At 72.9% G+C, this 17,035-nt stretch carries 13 protein-coding genes; 2 read left to right on the top strand and 11 right to left on the bottom strand.

The window, feature by feature from the left end; all coding sequences use genetic code 11:
* Positions 1–10: 10 nt before the first annotated feature.
* The 9 genes from AC07F3_RS22750 to AC07F3_RS22710 all read right to left on the bottom strand — a co-directional run bounded on the left by AC07F3_RS22750 (position 11) and on the right by AC07F3_RS22710 (position 11,021).
* On the bottom strand, positions 11–1,186 hold the full coding sequence (locus tag AC07F3_RS22750; protein WP_114040004.1) for a pseudouridine synthase: 1,176 nt from the start codon (positions 1,184–1,186) through the stop codon (positions 11–13).
* Positions 1,186–1,806, bottom strand: coding sequence for an SMC-Scp complex subunit ScpB (scpB, locus tag AC07F3_RS22745; protein ID WP_479116303.1), 621 nt, complete (start codon positions 1,804–1,806; stop codon positions 1,186–1,188). The genes AC07F3_RS22750 and scpB overlap by 1 nt, the downstream gene beginning before the upstream one ends.
* Complete coding sequence (locus AC07F3_RS22740) at positions 1,803–2,906, bottom strand: segregation and condensation protein A (RefSeq protein ID WP_479116302.1); 1,104 nt, start codon at positions 2,904–2,906, stop codon at positions 1,803–1,805. The genes scpB and AC07F3_RS22740 overlap by 4 nt, the downstream gene beginning before the upstream one ends.
* A gap of 73 nt (positions 2,907–2,979) precedes the next feature.
* Entirely contained in the window at positions 2,980–3,519 is a 540-nt protein-coding gene (locus AC07F3_RS22735) for a hypothetical protein (protein WP_479116301.1), read from the bottom strand.
* Complete coding sequence (locus AC07F3_RS22730; RefSeq protein ID WP_479116300.1) at positions 3,504–4,655, bottom strand: ParA family protein; 1,152 nt, start codon at positions 4,653–4,655, stop codon at positions 3,504–3,506. Before AC07F3_RS22730 ends, AC07F3_RS22735 begins: the two co-directional genes overlap by 16 nt.
* Positions 4,656–5,059: 404 nt before the next feature.
* Positions 5,060–6,175: an alanine dehydrogenase gene (ald, locus tag AC07F3_RS22725; protein WP_479116643.1), complete on the bottom strand. Its 1,116-nt coding sequence runs from the start codon at positions 6,173–6,175 to the stop codon at positions 5,060–5,062.
* Positions 6,176–6,356: 181 nt separating this feature from the next.
* On the bottom strand, positions 6,357–8,366 hold the full coding sequence (locus AC07F3_RS22720; protein WP_479116299.1) for a tetratricopeptide repeat protein: 2,010 nt from the start codon (positions 8,364–8,366) through the stop codon (positions 6,357–6,359).
* 199 nt (positions 8,367–8,565) lie between these two features.
* Positions 8,566–9,192, bottom strand: a complete 627-nt coding sequence (locus AC07F3_RS22715) for an NUDIX domain-containing protein (RefSeq protein ID WP_479116298.1) — start codon at positions 9,190–9,192, stop codon at positions 8,566–8,568.
* A 137-nt stretch (positions 9,193–9,329) separates the two neighbouring features.
* Positions 9,330–11,021, bottom strand: coding sequence for a CTP synthase (locus AC07F3_RS22710; RefSeq protein WP_479116297.1), 1,692 nt, complete (start codon positions 11,019–11,021; stop codon positions 9,330–9,332).
* A gap of 415 nt (positions 11,022–11,436) precedes the next feature.
* Between AC07F3_RS22710 and AC07F3_RS22705 the strand changes: the two genes are divergently transcribed.
* The gene (locus AC07F3_RS22705; protein ID WP_479116296.1) at positions 11,437–13,242 is read left to right on the top strand and encodes a glycoside hydrolase family 15 protein; all 1,806 of its coding nucleotides are present in this window, start codon (positions 11,437–11,439) and stop codon (positions 13,240–13,242) included.
* A 156-nt stretch (positions 13,243–13,398) separates the two neighbouring features.
* Positions 13,399–15,033, top strand: coding sequence for a PucR family transcriptional regulator (locus AC07F3_RS22700; RefSeq protein ID WP_469839430.1), 1,635 nt, complete (start codon positions 13,399–13,401; stop codon positions 15,031–15,033).
* An 18-nt stretch (positions 15,034–15,051) separates the two neighbouring features.
* On the opposite strand, the gene AC07F3_RS22695 is transcribed toward AC07F3_RS22700, so the two are convergent.
* Positions 15,052–16,131, bottom strand: a complete 1,080-nt coding sequence (locus tag AC07F3_RS22695) for a glycosyltransferase family 4 protein (RefSeq protein WP_479116295.1) — start codon at positions 16,129–16,131, stop codon at positions 15,052–15,054.
* 174 nt (positions 16,132–16,305) lie between these two features.
* Positions 16,306–17,031: a hypothetical protein gene (locus AC07F3_RS22690; RefSeq protein WP_479116294.1), complete on the bottom strand. Its 726-nt coding sequence runs from the start codon at positions 17,029–17,031 to the stop codon at positions 16,306–16,308.
* Positions 17,032–17,035 lie beyond the last annotated feature (4 nt).

Below are 17,035 nucleotides of genomic sequence, written 5' to 3'. Positions count from 1 at the left end.
GCCGGGGCCTTTAGAGGTCGACCTCGCGCATCAGCATGCCGACCTCGGTGTTGGTGAGGCGGCGCAGCCAGCCGGACTTCTGGTCGCCGAGCCCGATCGGGCCGAAGGCGACGCGCACCAGCTTCTCGACCGGGAAGCCGGCCTCGGCCATCATGCGGCGCACGATGTGCTTGCGGCCCTCGTGCAGCTCGATCTCGACGAGGTAGTTCTTGCCGGTCTGCTGGACGACCCGGAAGGCGTCGGCCCGCGCGTAGCCGTCCTCCAGCTGGATGCCCTCCTTGAGCCGCTTGCCGATCTCGCGCGGCAGCGGGCCCGTGATGGCGGCCAGGTAGGTCTTCTTCACGCCGTACTTGGGGTGGGTCAGCCGGTGGGCCAGCTCGCCGTGGTTGGTGAGCAGGATGATGCCCTCGGTCTCGGTGTCGAGCCGGCCGACGTGGAAGAGCCGGGTCTCGCGGTTGGTGACGTAGTCACCGAGGCACTGGCGGCCGTCCGGGTCCTCCATGGTGGAGACGACGCCGGCCGGCTTGTTCAGCGCGAAGAACAGGTACGACTGGGTGGCGACGGTCAGGCCGTCCACCTTGATCTCGTCCTTCTCCGGGTCGACGCGCTTGCCCTGTTCGAGCACGATCTCGCCGTTGACCTCGACGCGGGCCTGCTCGATCAGCTCCTCGCAGGCGCGGCGCGAACCCATGCCGGCCCGGGCGAGCACCTTCTGCAACCGCTCGCCCTCCTGCTCGGCGCCGGGGAAGGTCTTGGGCGTCTTCACGTCCGGCTTGTCCGCGTACCGGTCGCGGTTGCGCTGCTCGATCTTGGCGTCGAGCTCGCGCGGGCGGGCCGCGCCGAGGCGCTGGCCGTGCGGGCCGCGACGGACCGGGGTGCCGCCCTGGGGAGCCTTGGGGCCGCCCTTGGCGCCGCCGCGGGCCGAGGCGCCCCGGCCGCTGCGGGGAGCGTCGGACGAACCGCCGCCCACGTCGTAGGTGCGCTCCTCGGGACGCGGGGGCCGCTGCTTGCCGCTGCCGCTCTGGCGCGGGCCGCCGCCCTGGCGCTGTCCGTCGCGCCCGCCGCCGGCGCCGCGGTTGCCGCCCCGGCCGCCGGCGCCACCACTGCTGCTGCCGCGGCCGCCGCTGTTGCCACCACGGCTCCCGCCGTTGTTTCCGCTGCTGTTCCTGCCGCTGCTGCTTCGCATCACATTTCCGTCTTGTCGTCTGCGGGGGTTTCCGGCGCGTCGGGCGCGTCCGGATCGAACGACGGCACACCCTCCAGCGTCTCGGCTTCGATCGCGTCCGCCTCGGGGAGGAAGGGCGCGAGCTCCGGGAGCTCGTCCAGGCCGCGCAGGCCCATCCGCTCCAGAAAGTAGTTCGTCGTCCTGTACAGGATCGCACCTGTTTCGGGTTCCGTGCCCGCCTCGTCGACCAGACCCCGCTGGAGCAGGGTCCGCATGACCCCGTCACAGTTCACCCCGCGCACCGCCGAGACCCGCGAGCGGCTCACCGGCTGGCGGTAGGCGACGACCGCGAGGGTCTCCAGGGCCGCCTGGGTGAGCCGGGCGTGCTGGCCGTCCAGGACGAAGCCCTCGACGGCGTCCGCGTACGCGGCCCGGCTGTAGAACCGCCAGCCGCCCGCCACGAGCCTCAGCTCGAATCCGCGGCCCTGGACGGTGTACTCGTCGGCCAGCTCCCGCAGGGCGTCCGCCACGACCCGCCGCGGCCGCTCAAGGACCTTCGCGAGGTGGTCCTCGGTGGCGGGCTCGTCGACGACCATGAGGACGGCTTCCAGGGCCGGCTTCAGCTCCAGTTCCTCCGTCACGCCTTCTCCTCCGTCACCTCTCGGTCGAACTCGTCGGTCACCGTCGGCGTCCCGTCGCCCTCCCCGCCGCTCCAGCGCACCACCAGCTCCCCCAGCGCCTCGTCCTGGTCCAGGGCGACGGCCTTCTCGCGGTACAGCTCCAGGAGGGCCAGGAAGCGGGCGACGACCGTGAGGGTGTCCGGGGCGTCCTCGGCCAGCACCCGGAAGCTGACCTCCCCGGCCTCCCGCAGCCGCGCCACCACGATCTCGGCCTGCTCCCGCACCGACACCAGCGGGGCGTGGATGTGGTCGACGTACACCTGCGGCTTGGGCTTGGGCTGCATGGCCTTGACGGCCAGCTTCGCGAAGCCCTCGGCGCCGATGCTGATGACGACCTCGGGCAGCAGCTCGGCGAGGTGCGACTCCAGGCCGACGGTGCGCGGATACCGGCGCGCCTCCGTGTCGAGCCGCTCGCTGAAGATGTCCGCGATGCGTTTGTAGGCGCGGTACTGGAGCAGCCGCGCGAACAGCAGGTCGCGGGCCTCCAGGAGGGCGAGGTCGGCCTCGTCCTCCACCTCGGCGGCGGGCAGCAGCCGGGCGGCCTTGAGGTCGAGCAGGGTGGCCGCGACGACGAGGAACTCGGTCGTCTGGTCCAGGTCCCAGTCCGCGCCCATGGCCCTGATGTGCGCCATGAACTCGTCGGTCACCTTGGAGAGCGCGACCTCGGTGACGTCCATCTTGTGCTTGGAGATCAGCTGGAGGAGCAGATCGAAGGGCCCCTCGAAGTTGGCCAGCCGGACGGTGAACCGCCCGTCCCCGACTTCACTCCCCGCGGCCGCCGCGGCGTCGGCCTCGGGCCGCGCCCCCAGGGGGGCGGGAAACCGCGCGCCCGGCTCAGGGCGGCCCGCACCCGCCGACGCGAGCTCGGGCACCTCTTCGGGGGCGGGCTCGGGCTCGGCCGCGGAAGGCCGTGCGTCCGGGCCGGGCGCGGCGGAGGCGTCAGCAGCACCTCGGAGGGGCTCGGGAGGGGGCGAGGTGGGGGGCAGGGCACCCGGGCCCCGCCCCAGCGCACGCCGAGCCCCCCGCGTCGCGGGAACGTTCGGGTCGTCGGCGGTGGGCAAGAGACGGTCCAGGGAGTACGGAGCGGGCGGTACGGGGGCGCGGCGGCAGCGGCCGCACGCCGCAGGCTAGCGGCTACCGCCCCCGAAGACGCCGTACGAGGATGCTCGCGTCGCCCCGGGACTCCAGGTCCGCGAGCACCACGGCGACCGCCTCGCGGACGATCCGGCCGCGGTCGACCGCGAGACCGTGCTCCCCGCGCAGGACCAGGCGCGCGTGCTCCAGGTCCATCAGCTCCTCGGCGGAGACGTACACGGTGATCTTCTCGTCGTGCCGTTCGCGCCCGCTGGGCCGCCGGTTGGCCGCGCGCTGCCGGCGCCGCTGCTGGGCGGTGCCCGAGCCGGAGCCGCCCTGGGCGGGCGTGCGCCGGGTCTTGGCGGTCTCCGCGTCGGCGGCGGCCCGGCTGCGCGGTTCGGCCGAGCCGGAGTCCTCCTCGGCGGCGGTGTGCTCCGTCTCGGGCGCGGGCTCGGCGGCGACGGGCTCGCTCTCGCCCGCCGGGGACGGCACCCTGGCCTCGCCGTTGGCCCCTCGCCTCGGGGTGGACGGCGAGAGCGCCATCCCCCCGGTCGTACGGAACAGCTCGTCGGCCCCGGGCAGACTCACTCGGCGTGACACCGGGCGAGCACCTCCCTGGCGAGCTGACGGTAGGCGGCCGCGCCGACGGAGTTGGAGGCGTACGTCGTGATCGGCTCACCGGCGACGGTGGTCTCCGGGAAGCGCACGGTCCGGCCGATGACCGTGTGGTAGACGTGGTCGTCGAAGGCCTCGACCACGCGGGCCAGGACCTCGCGGCTGTGCACCGTGCGGGAGTCGTACATCGTGGCGAGGATGCCGTCCAACTCCAGGTCGGGGTTGAGGCGTTCCTGCACCTTCTCGATCGTCTCGGTGAGCAGCGCGACACCGCGCAGCGCGAAGAACTCGCACTCCAGCGGCACGATCACCTTGTGAGCCGCCGTCAGGGCGTTCACGGTGAGCAGGCCGAGCGAGGGCTGACAGTCGATCACGATGTAGTCGTAGTCCTGCATCAGCGGCTTCAGGGCCCGCTGGAGCGTGGACTCGCGCGCGACCTCGCTCACCAGCTGCACCTCGGCGGCGGACAGGTCGATGTTGCTCGGCAGCAGGTCCATGTTCGGGACCGCGGTCTTGAGCAGCACCTCGTCGGCCGACATGCCCCGCTCCATGAGCAGGTTGTAGACGGTGAGGTCGAGTTCCATCGGGTTGACGCCGAGGCCGACCGACAGGGCACCCTGCGGGTCGAAGTCGACGAGCAGGACGCGCCGTCCGTACTCGGCGAGCGCGGCACCCAGGTTGATGGTCGACGTCGTCTTGCCCACGCCGCCCTTCTGGTTGCACATCGCGATGATCTTCGCGGGACCGTGGTCGGTCAGGGGACCCGGGATCGGGAAGTACGGCAGCGGCCGTCCGGTCGGGCCGATCCGCTCGCGGCGCTGACGGGCAGCGTCGGGGGCGAGGGTGGCCGCGTACTCGGGGTCGGGCTCGTACTCGGCGTCGGGGTCGTAGAAGTGCCCCTGGGGCACCTCGTCAAAGTCGGCGAGGGCGGCGGTCTCCCGGCCGCTCTCGTTGCCGGCCGTGGCGTTCACGTGTAGGCCGTCCATCATCCGTGGGGCTGTCGTCATGTGCTGGGTGGGGACCGTCCCCGCGTGCGTGGGAAGCAGAGTGGTTTCGGAGGTGCGGACCGCGACGGAGCCGACAGCCTCGGGCCCCGAAGGGCTCTGGCCCCGTACGGACATCCCCGCAGGGATTCCTGACTGACCACCTCCGGGAGTAAATGTCGACTCATTCACAAGTCGTCTTACCTCCTTGGACGTGACCAGGAAACTTTATCGATAGGTCAGCGTGGCACCATGCCGACGGTTGGCGACTCTATGGCGTGTCACCGGTCCGCAGCAACACAATCCGCCGGACCCGGCCCGATGTGTCGGCAATGGAACACCACTCTGTCAAGGGCGTACGGGGACTCGGGCGCACGTTTCACCAGTGCGCGAAACGGTTAAAGGGTTACGTTCGAGGCGAGTTGAGCAAGCCCGGCGCAGGGGGGCGGAAGTGTCGCGATACACATCCGGCCGGACCTTGGTCGACAAGGTCCGGCCGGATGTACGAGGTTGACGGCCCGCGTTGACGGACCGGCGACCGGCTAGCCGAGGAGCGAGTTCAGCTCGACCTGCTCCAGGCCGTGCGCCTCTGCGACCGGGCCGTAAACGACCTGGCCGTCATGGGTGTTGAGGCCGAGGGCGAGTGCGGCGTCGCGGCGCAGCGCCTCGACCCAGCCGTTGTTCGCCAGCGACACGATGTAGGGCAGCGTGGCGTTGGTGAGGGCGTAGGTGGAGGTGTTCGGCACCGCGCCCGGCATGTTGGCGACGCAGTAGAAGACCGAGTTGTGGACCATGAAGGTCGGCTCGGCGTGGGTGGTCGGACGCGAGTCCTCGAAGCAGCCGCCCTGGTCGATCGCAATGTCGACAAGGACACTTCCGGGCTTCATCTTGGCGACGAGCTCGTTGGTGACCAGCTTGGGAGCCTTGGCGCCGGGGATGAGCACCGCGCCGATGACGAGGTCGGCCTCGACGACGGCCTTCTCCAGCTCGTAGGCGTTGGAGACGATCGTCTGCACCTTGGTGCCGAAGATCTTGTCGGCCTCGCGGAGCTTGTTGATGTCCTTGTCGAGCAGGGTCACGTGGAAGCCCATGCCGACGGCGATCTGCGCGGCGTTCCAGCCGGAGACACCGCCGCCGATGACGACGGCGCGGCCCGCGTGGGTGCCGGGGACGCCGCCGGGCAGCACGCCGCGGCCGCCGGCCGAGCGCATCAGGTGGTAGGCGCCGACCTGCGGGGCGAGCCGGCCCGCGACCTCGGACATCGGGGCGAGCAGCGGCAGCTGGCGGTTGGCCGTCTCGACCGTCTCGTACGCGATCGCGGTGGTGCCGGACTCCAGCAGGGCGTCCGTGCACTCGCGGGAGGCGGCGAGGTGCAGGTAGGTGAAGAGCGTCTGGTCCTTGCGGAGGCGGTGGTACTCCTCCGCGATGGGCTCCTTCACCTTGAGCAGCAGGTCGGCGGTGGCCCAGACCTCGTCGGCGCTGCCGAGGATCTCCGCACCGGCGGAGACGTACTCGGCGTCCGTGATCGAGGAGCCGACGCCGGCGTTCTGCTCGACGAAGACCTGGTGGCCGTGGCGCACGAGCTCGTGCACGCCGGCGGGGGTGATGGCCACCCGGAACTCGTTGTTCTTGACCTCGCGGGGGATACCGACCTTCACGTCGATCACGGTCCTTGGCTCAGGGGAAAACGGGGGCAATGCGATACCTACCCGGACGCAAGGAGGCGCACCGGGAGACACCACAGGAAGTTGCGGCGGAGCCAGTCTAATGAAGGTTTTCCAGCTGTCTACCCTTACAAAGCTTCAATCTTTGGCCGAAGCACTGCGGATTTCGCAGGCCTCATGGCCTTGACGGCTCATCTTCCAGCAATCTGTCGGCCGTGGCCCGGTGGATCCGTGCCGCGGTGGGGTCGCCGAGCCGGTCCAGGGTGTCGGCGAGCCGGAGCTGGAGCGCGGCCTGGAGACGCAGATCACCGGCCTTGCGCGCGAACTCCACCGCCTCGCGGCAGGTGCGCAGCGACTCCTCGGGGCGCCCGGCGTACTCCTGGACCCGGGCCGCCTCGCTCAACGCCCTTGCCTGGCCCGGGAGATCGCCCAGCCGCCGGTATCCGGCCACCGCGGCGCGCCAGCAGCGCAGCGCCTCGCCGTAGCGGCCCGCGTAGGTGTGCACGGTGGCGAGCCGCCCGTACAGCCGGGCCTCGTCCGCCCGCTCGCCGCGCGCGAGCCGCTGGGACAGGGCCCGCCCGTACCAGTCGGAGGCCCGCTGCCAGTCCCCCAGCTCCTGGTGGGCGCCGCCTACGGATTCCATCGCGCGGCCGGTCGCGTAGGGGTCGCCCGCCGCGCGGCCCGCGTCCAGGGCGGCCCGGTAGCGGGCGAGCGCCTCGGCGGTCCGCCCGGTCCCCGCGTCGAGGTCGCCCAGGTTGAGCAGGGCCGCGGCCTTCTCGCGGTGCAGGTCGCGCCGGTCGGCGACGTCGAGGACGAGCTGGTGGAGCCCGTACAGCTCGGGAGCCGCAGCCTCGGCGCCCTGGTGCGCGGCGAGCGCCCTCACCAGCGCGGCCACCAGGCGCCGGGCCAGGGTGTCGAGGTCGCCGTCCTCCACCGCGAGCCGGGCGGCGGCGAGCAGCGCGGGCCGGCGGCCGCGCAGCCAGGCCTCGGCCATCGCCGCGCTGGGGAAGCGCAGGGCGCGCGGCAGGCCCGCGAGCTTGCGGCGGGCGGACGAGCCCTCCGGCTCGGTGACCGCCCGGCAGGACTGGAGCAGCCGCACGGTCCGCTCCAGCATCCGGGCCCGGGCCAGCTCGATCTCGCCGGGCCGGTCGACGGCCTCGCACAGCGCGCGCAGCAGCGGGGCGAGGGCGCCGGGCACCCGGTACTGCTCGGGCGCGGCCGGGTCGCGCCGCAGCAGCCCGTACGCCACGAAGTCGGTCAGCGCCGCCTGGGCGCCCGAGACCGAGCAGCCCGCCAGCGCGGAGGCGGTGTGCGCGTCGGCGATCCCGGCGGGGGCGAGCGACAGCAGTCGCAGTATCCGCGCGGCCGGCTGCGAGAGGGACTCGTACACGAGGCGGAAGGAGCGCGCCAACGGGCGGGCCGCGCTGGGGAGTTCGGCGCCGACCTCGGACATGGCGCGCAGCTGTTTGGCCACGTCGGAGACGGCGGCCTTCGGGCGGGCCGCGAGCCAGCCGCCGACCAGGACGAGGGCCGCGGGCTGTCCGCCGCACGCCTCCACGAGCATCTCGGCGGCGCGCGGGTCGACCGTGACCCGGACCGCGCCGGTGAAGCCCTCCAGGAGTTCGACGGCCGACTTGACGTCGAGACCGCCCAGCGTGCAGGGGCGGACGTCGGGGATTCCGGTGAGCGGGCCCTGGGCGGTGGCCACGACCAGACTTTCGGAGGTGTCGGGCAGGAGCGGGCCGACCTGCTCGGCGTCGGCGGCGTCGTCGAGCAGCACGATCGCCCGGCGGCCCGCGAGCGCCCCGCGGACCAGCTCGGTCAGCTCGTCCTGCCCGGCCCCGGGCGGCACCGGCACGTCCAGTGCCTCGAGCAGGTCCCTCGCGACCCGGTCGGCCGGGACGCGCGCCCCGCCGGGCTCGGTGAGCGAGGCCCGCAGCACCCCGTCCGGGTAGTCGTCGGCCACCTGGCGGGCGAGTTCGGCGGCGAGCGCGGTGCGTCCCGATCCGGGTCGCCCGGCGATCAGCAGGACCCTGGCCCGGGGCGACTTCTTTCCTGACAGGGTGTCAAGTCCGGCCCGTTCGATGTCGGTCCGGAGCTCCTTCAACTCCCGCTGCCTGCCCAGGAATTGCCCGGTACGCTGCCCGGCGGCAGCCCCGCCCACGTCCACCGCCTGATCCGTCACGGGCCACGCTCCGTCCGCCTGAGCACCTGGAGACCGTGCGGGTCTCCGCACGGGCAGTCCGAGCGTAGTTCACCCTTCGTGACCGTTTGGGCGGAGCAGGGCCCACTTTCGCCCGATGTCGCCCGATCGGATCAGCAGATTTTCAGATCGGTCGACGCGGGACGGGAACAGGCGGGTCCCACCCGCTACCAGGCGGGGCTCAGTCCTCGAAGGGCCGGGCCGGCCAGGGCGCCCCGGCCGGGCGCAGGGAGTCGACGCCGTCCCCCCGCAGCACTGCGGCCAGCGCGAGCGCGCCCACCACCAGACAGGTGTTGTGCAGCTCCCCCGCGAGCGCGCCCCGGACGAGATCGTCCAGCGGCACCCGGGCCAGCTCCATGTCGGCCTCCTCCTCGGAGACCTCGAAACGCTCGCCCTCCGCCTCGGACAGGTCCTGGGCCAGGAAGATCCGTACGGCCTCGTCGCTGCCGCCGGGGCTCGGGAACACGTCGGTCAGGACGTGCCACTGCCCGGCCTTGACGTGCGCCTCCTCGTACAGCTCGCGCTCGGCGGCGTGCAGCGGGTTCTCGCCGGGCACGTCCAGGAGCCCGGCCGGGACCTCCCAGAGCTTGTGGCGCACGGGGTGGCGGTACTGGCGCAGCACCAGGACGCGGCCCTCGTCGTCCAGCGCCACGACCGCCACGGAGCCGGGGTGGACCTGGTAGTCCCGCTGGTGCACCGAGCCGTCGGGCATCACGACGTCATCGGTGCGCACCCCGGTCTTGTGACCGGTGAAGGGGGTGGCGGTCGCCACGATCTGCCAGTTCTCGGCGGTGTCCTCGATGGCCATGACGGCGTCCTCCCACAGTGCGCACCAACAGCAGAACAGAAAACCGGGGCACGGGCCCTTGATGAGGACCCGTACCCCGGCGACGACTGGGTTCTCCCCTGATCGAGCGTAGTCGAGAGCCAGGGGAATCCCGGCGACTACGTGGCGGGCTTGCCCGCCTTGCGCACTTCCTCCTGCCGCTGCACGGCCGCCTTGACCAGGCCCGCGAAGAGCGGGTGCGGACGCGTCGGGCGCGAGCGCAGCTCCGGGTGCGCCTGGGTGGCCACCAGGTAGGGGTGCACCTCGCGCGGGTACTCGACGTACTCGACGAGCTTGTTGTCCGGGGACGTGCCCGAGAAGACGATGCCCGCCTTCTTCTCCAGCTCCGCGCGGTAGGTGTTGTTCACCTCGTAGCGGTGGCGGTGGCGCTCCTCGACGTAGGGCTGGTCGTCGTAGACCTCCCGCACGATGGAGCCCTCGGCGAGCTTCGCCGGGTACAGGCCGAGCCGCATCGTGCCGCCCAGGTCGCCCGCGCCCTCGACGTACGCCAGCTGCTCCTCCATCGTCGAGATGACGGGGTGGGCGGTGGCGGCGTCGAACTCGGTGGAGTTGGCGTCCGGGATCCCGGCCAGGTTGCGCGCCGCCTCGATGACGATGCACTGCAGGCCGAGGCAGATGCCGAGCAGCGGCACCTTGTTCTCGCGGGCGTACTGGATCGCGCCGATCTTGCCGTTCACGCCGCGGTCACCGAAGCCTCCGGGCACCAGGATCGCGTCCACGTCGCCGAGGTGCTTCTTGGCGCCGGCCGGGGTCTTGCAGTCGTCCGAGGTGACCCACTTGACCTTGACGCGGGCCTTGTTGGCGAAGCCGCCCGCGCGCATGGCCTCGGTGATGGAGAGGTAGGCGTCGGGCAGGTCGATGTACTTGCCGACCAGCGCGACGGTGACCTCGTGCAGCGGGTTGTGGACCCGGTCGAGCAGGTCGTCCCACTGCGTCCAGTCCACGTCGCGGAACGGCAGGTCCAGCTTGCGGACGACGTAGGCGTCCAGGCCCTCGGTGTGGAGCACCTTGGGGATGTCGTAGATCGACTTGGCGTCGATGGCGGCGACCACGGCGGCCTCGTCCACGTCGCACATCAGCGAGATCTTGCGCTTGATGGACAGCGGCACCTCGCGGTCGGCGCGCAGCACGATCGCGTCGGGCTGGATGCCGATGTTGCGCAGGGCGGCGACCGAGTGCTGGGTCGGCTTGGTCTTCAGCTCGCCCGAGGGGCCGATGTAGGGCAGCAGCGAGATGTGCACGACGAAGACGTTGTCGCGGCCGACCTCGTGGCGCACCTGGCGGACGGTCTCCAGGAACGGCAGCGACTCGATGTCGCCGACCGTGCCGCCGACCTCGGTGATGACGACGTCCACGTCGTCGGTCGCCATGCGGCGGATGCGGTGCTTGATCTCGTTGGTGATGTGCGGGATGACCTGCACCGTGTCGCCGAGGTACTCGCCGCGCCGCTCCTTGGCGATGACCTGCGAGTAGACCTGGCCGGTGGTGACGTTGGCCGAGCCGTCGAGGTCGACGTCGAGGAAGCGCTCGTAGTGGCCGATGTCCAGGTCGGTCTCGGCGCCGTCGTTGGTGACGAACACCTCGCCGTGCTGGAACGGGTTCATCGTGCCCGGGTCGACGTTCAGGTACGGGTCGAGCTTCTGCATCGTGACCCGAAGGCCCCGCGCCTTGAGGAGCGCACCCAGGCTGGAGGCAGTCAGACCCTTGCCGAGGGAAGAGGCGACACCCCCGGTGACGAAGATGTGCTTGGTCGTCGTGGCTGCGCTGTTGCGCGAAGCCGTGGGCTGCATGGCCAAGAGGGGGCTCCCGTGGTCGCTGTGTGGAGTGCGTGCCGGTCACCCTGTGTGGATCTCGTGGGAGATTCCGGGGGGTGCCGTCGCTGCGGTTCGGGGCTTTTTTCAGCACCCGGCCACGGGCTACCAGGGTATCAGCGACAGCGGGAGACCGCGTCCGACCACGCTCTGTGTGCGGCCGGACAGCACTGCGTGCAACACTCACCCATTTGGCCCAATGGCGTTCAAGGAAGGCTCCAGCGGATCACTGGGGTGCGTCGTATCCTGCTCGGACACTCGCTTGCCGAGCCTCCTGGTAGCACGGCACCACCCCGTCCGTCACCCGGAACATGCGCTCGTTGGCGAACCCTTGACCGCTGTCGCTGTAAGCGCCCCCAGGGGGCGGACGTGGCCGTTCGACTGGAGATTGCACGTGGCCGGGCGCATCGAGGATTACGCACTCATCGGAGACATGCAGACCGCCGCACTGGTCTGCCGGGACGGCACCGCGGACTGGCTCTGCCTGCCCCGCTTCGACTCGCACGCCGTCTTCGCCGGACTGCTCGGCACCGAGGAACACGGTTTCTGGCGGGTCGGCCCGGCCTACGGTGCCGACGACGCACCCCCGACGGCCGACCGCCGCCGCTATCGGGGCGACTCGCTCATTTTGGAATCGGAGTGGGACACCCCGCGCGGCACGGTCCGGGTGACCGACTTCATGCCGCCGCGTGACGGCGCCCCCCAGCTGATCCGCATCGTGGAAGGCGTCACCGGCCGGGTGCCGATGCGCTCCACCCTGCGCATGCGCTTCAGTTACGGGCGGATCACCCCCTGGGTGCACAAGGTCGACACGCGCACGGTCGCCGTCGCGGGCCCGGACTCGGTGTGGCTGGACACCGAGGCGGAGACGTACGGCAAGAACCTCACGACGTACTCCGACTTCACCGTCTCCCCCGGCGAGCGGGTGGCGTTCACCATCAGCTGGCAGCCCTCGCACCGGGAGCCGCCCGCGCTGCCCGAGCCCGAGGCGTCCCTGGTGGCGACCGAGGACTTCTGGCGGGAGTGGGTGGAGCACTGCACCTACCACGGGCCCTACCGCGAGGCCGTGGTCCGCTCCCTGATCACCCTGAAGGCGCTCACCTACGCCCCGACCGGCGGCATCGTGGCCGCGCCCACGACCTCGCTGCCCGAGCACATCGGCGGCGAGCGCAACTGGGACTACCGCTACACCTGGCTGCGGGACGCCGCGATCACCCTGTCCTCGCTGCTGCGCACCGGCTACCGCGAGGAGGCCCGCGCCTGGCGCGAGTGGCTCCTGCGCTCGGTCGCGGGCGACCCCGAGAACCTCCAGATCATGTACGGGATCGCGGGCGAGCGGGAGCTCGGCGAGACGGAGCTCGACTGGCTGCCCGGCTACGAGAACTCGACGCCGGTGCGGGCCGGCAACGGCGCCGCCCACCAGCTCCAGCTCGACGTGTACGGCGAGGTCACCGAGGCGCTGCACCTGGCGCACATGACGGGCCTGGCCCGCAACGACTACGCCTCGCTGCTCCAGCTCAAGCTGATCCGGTACCTGGAGAGCCACTGGGACCAGCCCGACGAGGGCATCTGGGAGGTGCGCGGGCCGCGCCGCCACTTCGTGCACTCCAAGGTGATGGCCTGGGTCGCCGTCGACCGCACGATCAAGCTGATCGAGTCCGGCGACGCGGACGGCCCGCTCGACAAGTGGCGCCAGCTGCGCGACGACATCCACCGGGACGTCTGCGAGAAGGGGTACGACAAGGAACGCAACACCTTCACGCAGTCCTACGGCTCCAAGGAGCTGGACGCGTCGTTGCTGCTCATCCCGCAGATGGGCTTCCTGCCCCCGGACGACAAGCGGGTGATCGGCACCATCGAGGCGATCCAGCGCGAGCTGTCCACGCCGGACGGGTTCATCCTGCGCTACCCGACGACGGGCGGCGACGAGGACAACCTGGACGGTCTCCTGGGCGAGGAGGGCGCGTTCCTGGCCTGCTCGTTCTGGCTGGCGGACGACCTCGCGATGATCGGCCGGGTCGACGAGGCCCGCAAGCTCTTCGAGAAGCTCCTCGCCCTGCGCAACGACCTGGGCCTGCTCGCGGAGGAGTGGGATCCGCACCTCCAGCGTCAGGTCGGCAACTTCCCGCAGGCCTTCAGCCACGTTCCGCTGATCGACACGGCGCTGCGGCTGACCGCTTCGGGCGCGTACGGCGGCTGACGGCGCACCCGCCCCGACCCGCGGTGTCCCGCGGCCGCCCCGCGTGACGTACGCCACAAGGGGCGGCTTCCGGGACGTAACCGCAGGTAGCGTCCGCCGCATGCGGTGTCGTCCCGGGGCCGGGCCCGGGTCCCGCGGGACGAGAGGTGGGTCGCAGTGGACACGCAGGGCGGGATCACCGTGCAGCGGGCGCTGGAGCTGCCCGGGCTGCGCGGCGGCCTCCCGGAGGTCGTCGCGGGCGCCGAACGGCTCCAGCGCACGGTGCGCTGGGTGCACGCGGGCGAGGTGCCCAACATCGCCTCGCTGCTCAAGGGCGGCGAACTCCTCCTGACCACCGGGCTTGGCCTCGGCACCCGCCCCGCCGAGCAGCGCGCGTTCGTGCGGCGGCTCGCGGACCGGGGCATCGCCGCCCTCGTCGTCGAGCTCGGCCCGCGCTTCGCCCGCCTGCCGGCCACCCTCGTGGAGACCGCCCGGGCCGCCGGGCTCCCCCTGGTCCAGCTGCACCGCGAGGTGCCGTTCGTCGCGGTGACCGAGGAGATCCACACCGAGATCGTCAACGGCCACTACGCCCTGCTCCAGCGCGCCGAAGAGGTCCACCAGCGGTGCACGGGCGCGCTGCTCGGGGGCGGCGGGATCCCCCAGGTCCTCGGCATCCTGGCCGACTTCACCGCCAACCCGGTCTTCCTGGAGACCCCGGACGGCCAGCTCCTGTACGCCGCCGCCTGTGACGCGGGCGAGGCGGCCGCCGACCCGCTCCAGGTCTGGGAGGGGCTGCGCGGCCAGCGCGAGGCGCGCGCCTCGGGACCGCCGGCGGGCGCGGTCCTGGTCGACGTGCCGGGCGGCGGCCACGGCGCGGGCGCGGTACGGGCCCGCCTCGCGCTGCTCGCGGTCGGCCCGCCCCTGCTGCCGGTGCACCGCATGGCGGCCGAACGGGCCGCGGGCATCCTCGCCGTCGTCCTCATGCAGGCCCGCCAGGAGGAGGAGCTGGCCGCGCGCGGCCGCGGTGACTTCCTGACCGACCTCGCCGAGGGCCGCATCACCCCCGAGGACGCCCCCGCCCAGGCCAAGGTGCTCGGCTTCAAGCCCGGCGAGGGGCCGCTGCTCCCGGTCGTCATGCGGCTGGCCTCCGAGCTCGCCCCGACGGGCAACTGGGCGGTCCTCGCCCGGGCGGTGCTCGAAGAGCTGTCCTCGGTGGGCGTGCCCGTGCTGCTCGGCGTACGCCCCGTCGAGGGCCGCGTTCCGCTGCTGCTCGGGCTGCGCTCGGAGACGGAGCGCACCGCCGTCGCCGACCGGGTGGCGGCGGCGCTGCGGGCGGGCGTCGAGCGGGCCGGGCTCATGGGCGCGCGGGCCGGTACGCAGCCGGTGGTCGTGGTCGGGGTCGCGGGCGGCTGGGCGGCGGCCGGGGCCGGGCTGCGGCACGCGGCGGAGACGGCGGCCGCGGCGCAGGGGCTGCCCGAGCGGCCCTGGTACGACGCGCGCCGCCTCGACATCGACCTGCTGCTGTGGCGGCTGCGCGAACACCCCGACCTCGCCGCGTTCGTGGAGCGCGCGATCGGCCCGCTCCAGGCCCACGACCGGGCCTCGCGGCCGCCCCTGCTGCCCACCCTGGAGAGCTATCTGGCGCACGCGGGCCGCAAGGCGGAGACCGCCCGCGAGCTCCACCTCAACCGCCAGACCCTGTACAACCGGCTGGCCCGCATCGCGGACCTCCTGGGCACGGACCTGGACGACCCGCAGACGGTGCTCGCCCTGTCGCTCGCACTGCGGGCCCGCCGGCACGCGACCGGCTGAGGCCGCCCGACCCGGGGCCTAGGAGCCCACCAGCTCGTCGTAGACGGCCAGGACCTGAGCAACCGTTTCGTCCTCGGTGGGCCAGGTCTCGGCCTGCACCCGCCCGGCCGCGGCCAGCGCACCGCGGGCCCCGGGATTCCCCAGCAGCCCCGCGACCGCGTCCGCGAGCGCGTCGGCGTCCCCGTACGGGACGAGCAGGGCCGCGTCCCCCACCAGCTCCGGCACGCCGCCCACCGCGGTGGCGACCAGCGGCACGCCCAGGCGAAGGGCCTCCTGGGCGAGCAGCGAGCGGGCCTCCCAACGGCTCGGCAGGACCGCGATGTCGGCGGCCGCGAGCAGCTCGGTGATGTCGTCGCGCCGCCCGATGAGCCGGACCGGCAGCGACTCCGCCTCGATCCGGCGTTGCAGCGCGGCCCGGCCGCGCCCCTCCCCCGCGATGACGAGCAACGGCACGGTGGCGAGATCGCGCCAGGTGCGGGCGGCGTCCAGGAGCACCTCGTAGCCGCGGTGTTCGACGAGGCTGCCCACGGCCATCAGCAACGGCCGGTCCACGGCGCCGAGTTCGGCCCGCGCCTTGCCGTCGAGGAGCCCGGACGCCAACCGGGGCGCCGGGACGGCCACCGGAGCGAGCCGGGCGTCCCGGGCGCCCCGGCTGCGCGCCCGGTCGACCAGGTCGGACGAGGTCGCCAGGACCACCGCGGCGGCCCGCGAGACCCGGCGCTCCACCAGCCGCAGGACCTGGCCGCGGGCGCCTTCGGCGTGTGCGCGGGTGTGCCAGGTGACGACCAGCGGCACGCCCCTGCGGCCCCTGAGCGCGAGGGCGGCACGGACCGCGGCGTGCAGCCCGTGCGCGTGGACCACGTCGGCATCGGCGCAGGCACCCCGCAGGGCGCCGACCGCCGCCGGGTCGCTGCGCCGCGAGACCGCCACGAAACGGGCCCCGGCCGCGGGGAAGTCGTACTCCCGCTCCAGTTCGGCGGGGGCGCAGACGGTGACGCGTACGCCCCGCGCGACCAGACCGGCCGCGAGCGACCTGACGTGCGCGCTGCTGCCCGCGCTGCCGCCGCCCAGCACTTGGACCGTACGCAGCTGTGACACGTGAACAGGCTCCCGGAGCGGCCGAGTCGGCGGTGGAGGTCGGTGGTTCCCGGCCAAGGATGCCAGCCCGTACGGGCGTTCCGGCACCGTCCGGAGGTTCCTTCCGTGTCGCGCCGGGTGGATCACCGCACCCGATACACCCCCACGGGTGAACGAACAGATGCGCCCACGTGCTCAGCGCGCGAGGCGCGACTCCGCCCGAGCGGCCGCGGCGAGCAGGGCCGCGGCGTGCACGGCGAGACCGGTCCGCGAGTTGCCGCCCGCGATGGCGACGCCGAGGGCCGCGCCCAGCGCGTGCGCGCCGCTGTCGCCGATCATGGTGCGCTCGCCGAGGTCGTCGGCGAGCACCGCGGCGGCCGCCCCCATCGGCACGGCCGCCTCGGGCCCGCGCAGCAGGCCGGGGGCGGCCGCGGCGAGGACGAGACCGGTGGCGCGGCCGGGCCGCAGGTCCACCAGGTTGACCAGGTGCGCGGTTCCGGCAACCACCACCCCGGCGAGCACCTTGTCGACGGCCCGCTCCTTGAGCAGCGCCCCGGCCACCAGACCGGCCCCGCCGATCCCGATCAACTTGACCGCGCCACTGGTGACTTCACCGCGCGCGAGCGCCCCCAGATGGTCCCGGAAGCCGCGCCGGTGGTCCCCCCGGACATCGTCGTACGCCCCGCACAGCGCGGCCGCGCCGACCGCCACGAGCCCGGCGGCCCGGGTCGGCAGGGTCGCGCTCCCGGCGAGCGCACCGAGCGCGACGGCGGGCCCGGAGTACAGGTCGACGGTGCGTCCCGCGTAGTTCTTCCGCGTGAACCGCTCGTCCCGCCGCGTCCTCGTGAGCCCCGCGTAGACACCTCGCGCGACCGCCCCGGCCACCCCGAACGCCCTGATCCCGCGCACCACGTCAGCCATACGG

This window comes from Streptomyces sp. NPDC045846 (assembly GCF_056431605.1).
Note: the sequence above shows the minus strand (reverse complement) of the source record. Positions and strands in the feature narration are given on the sequence as shown.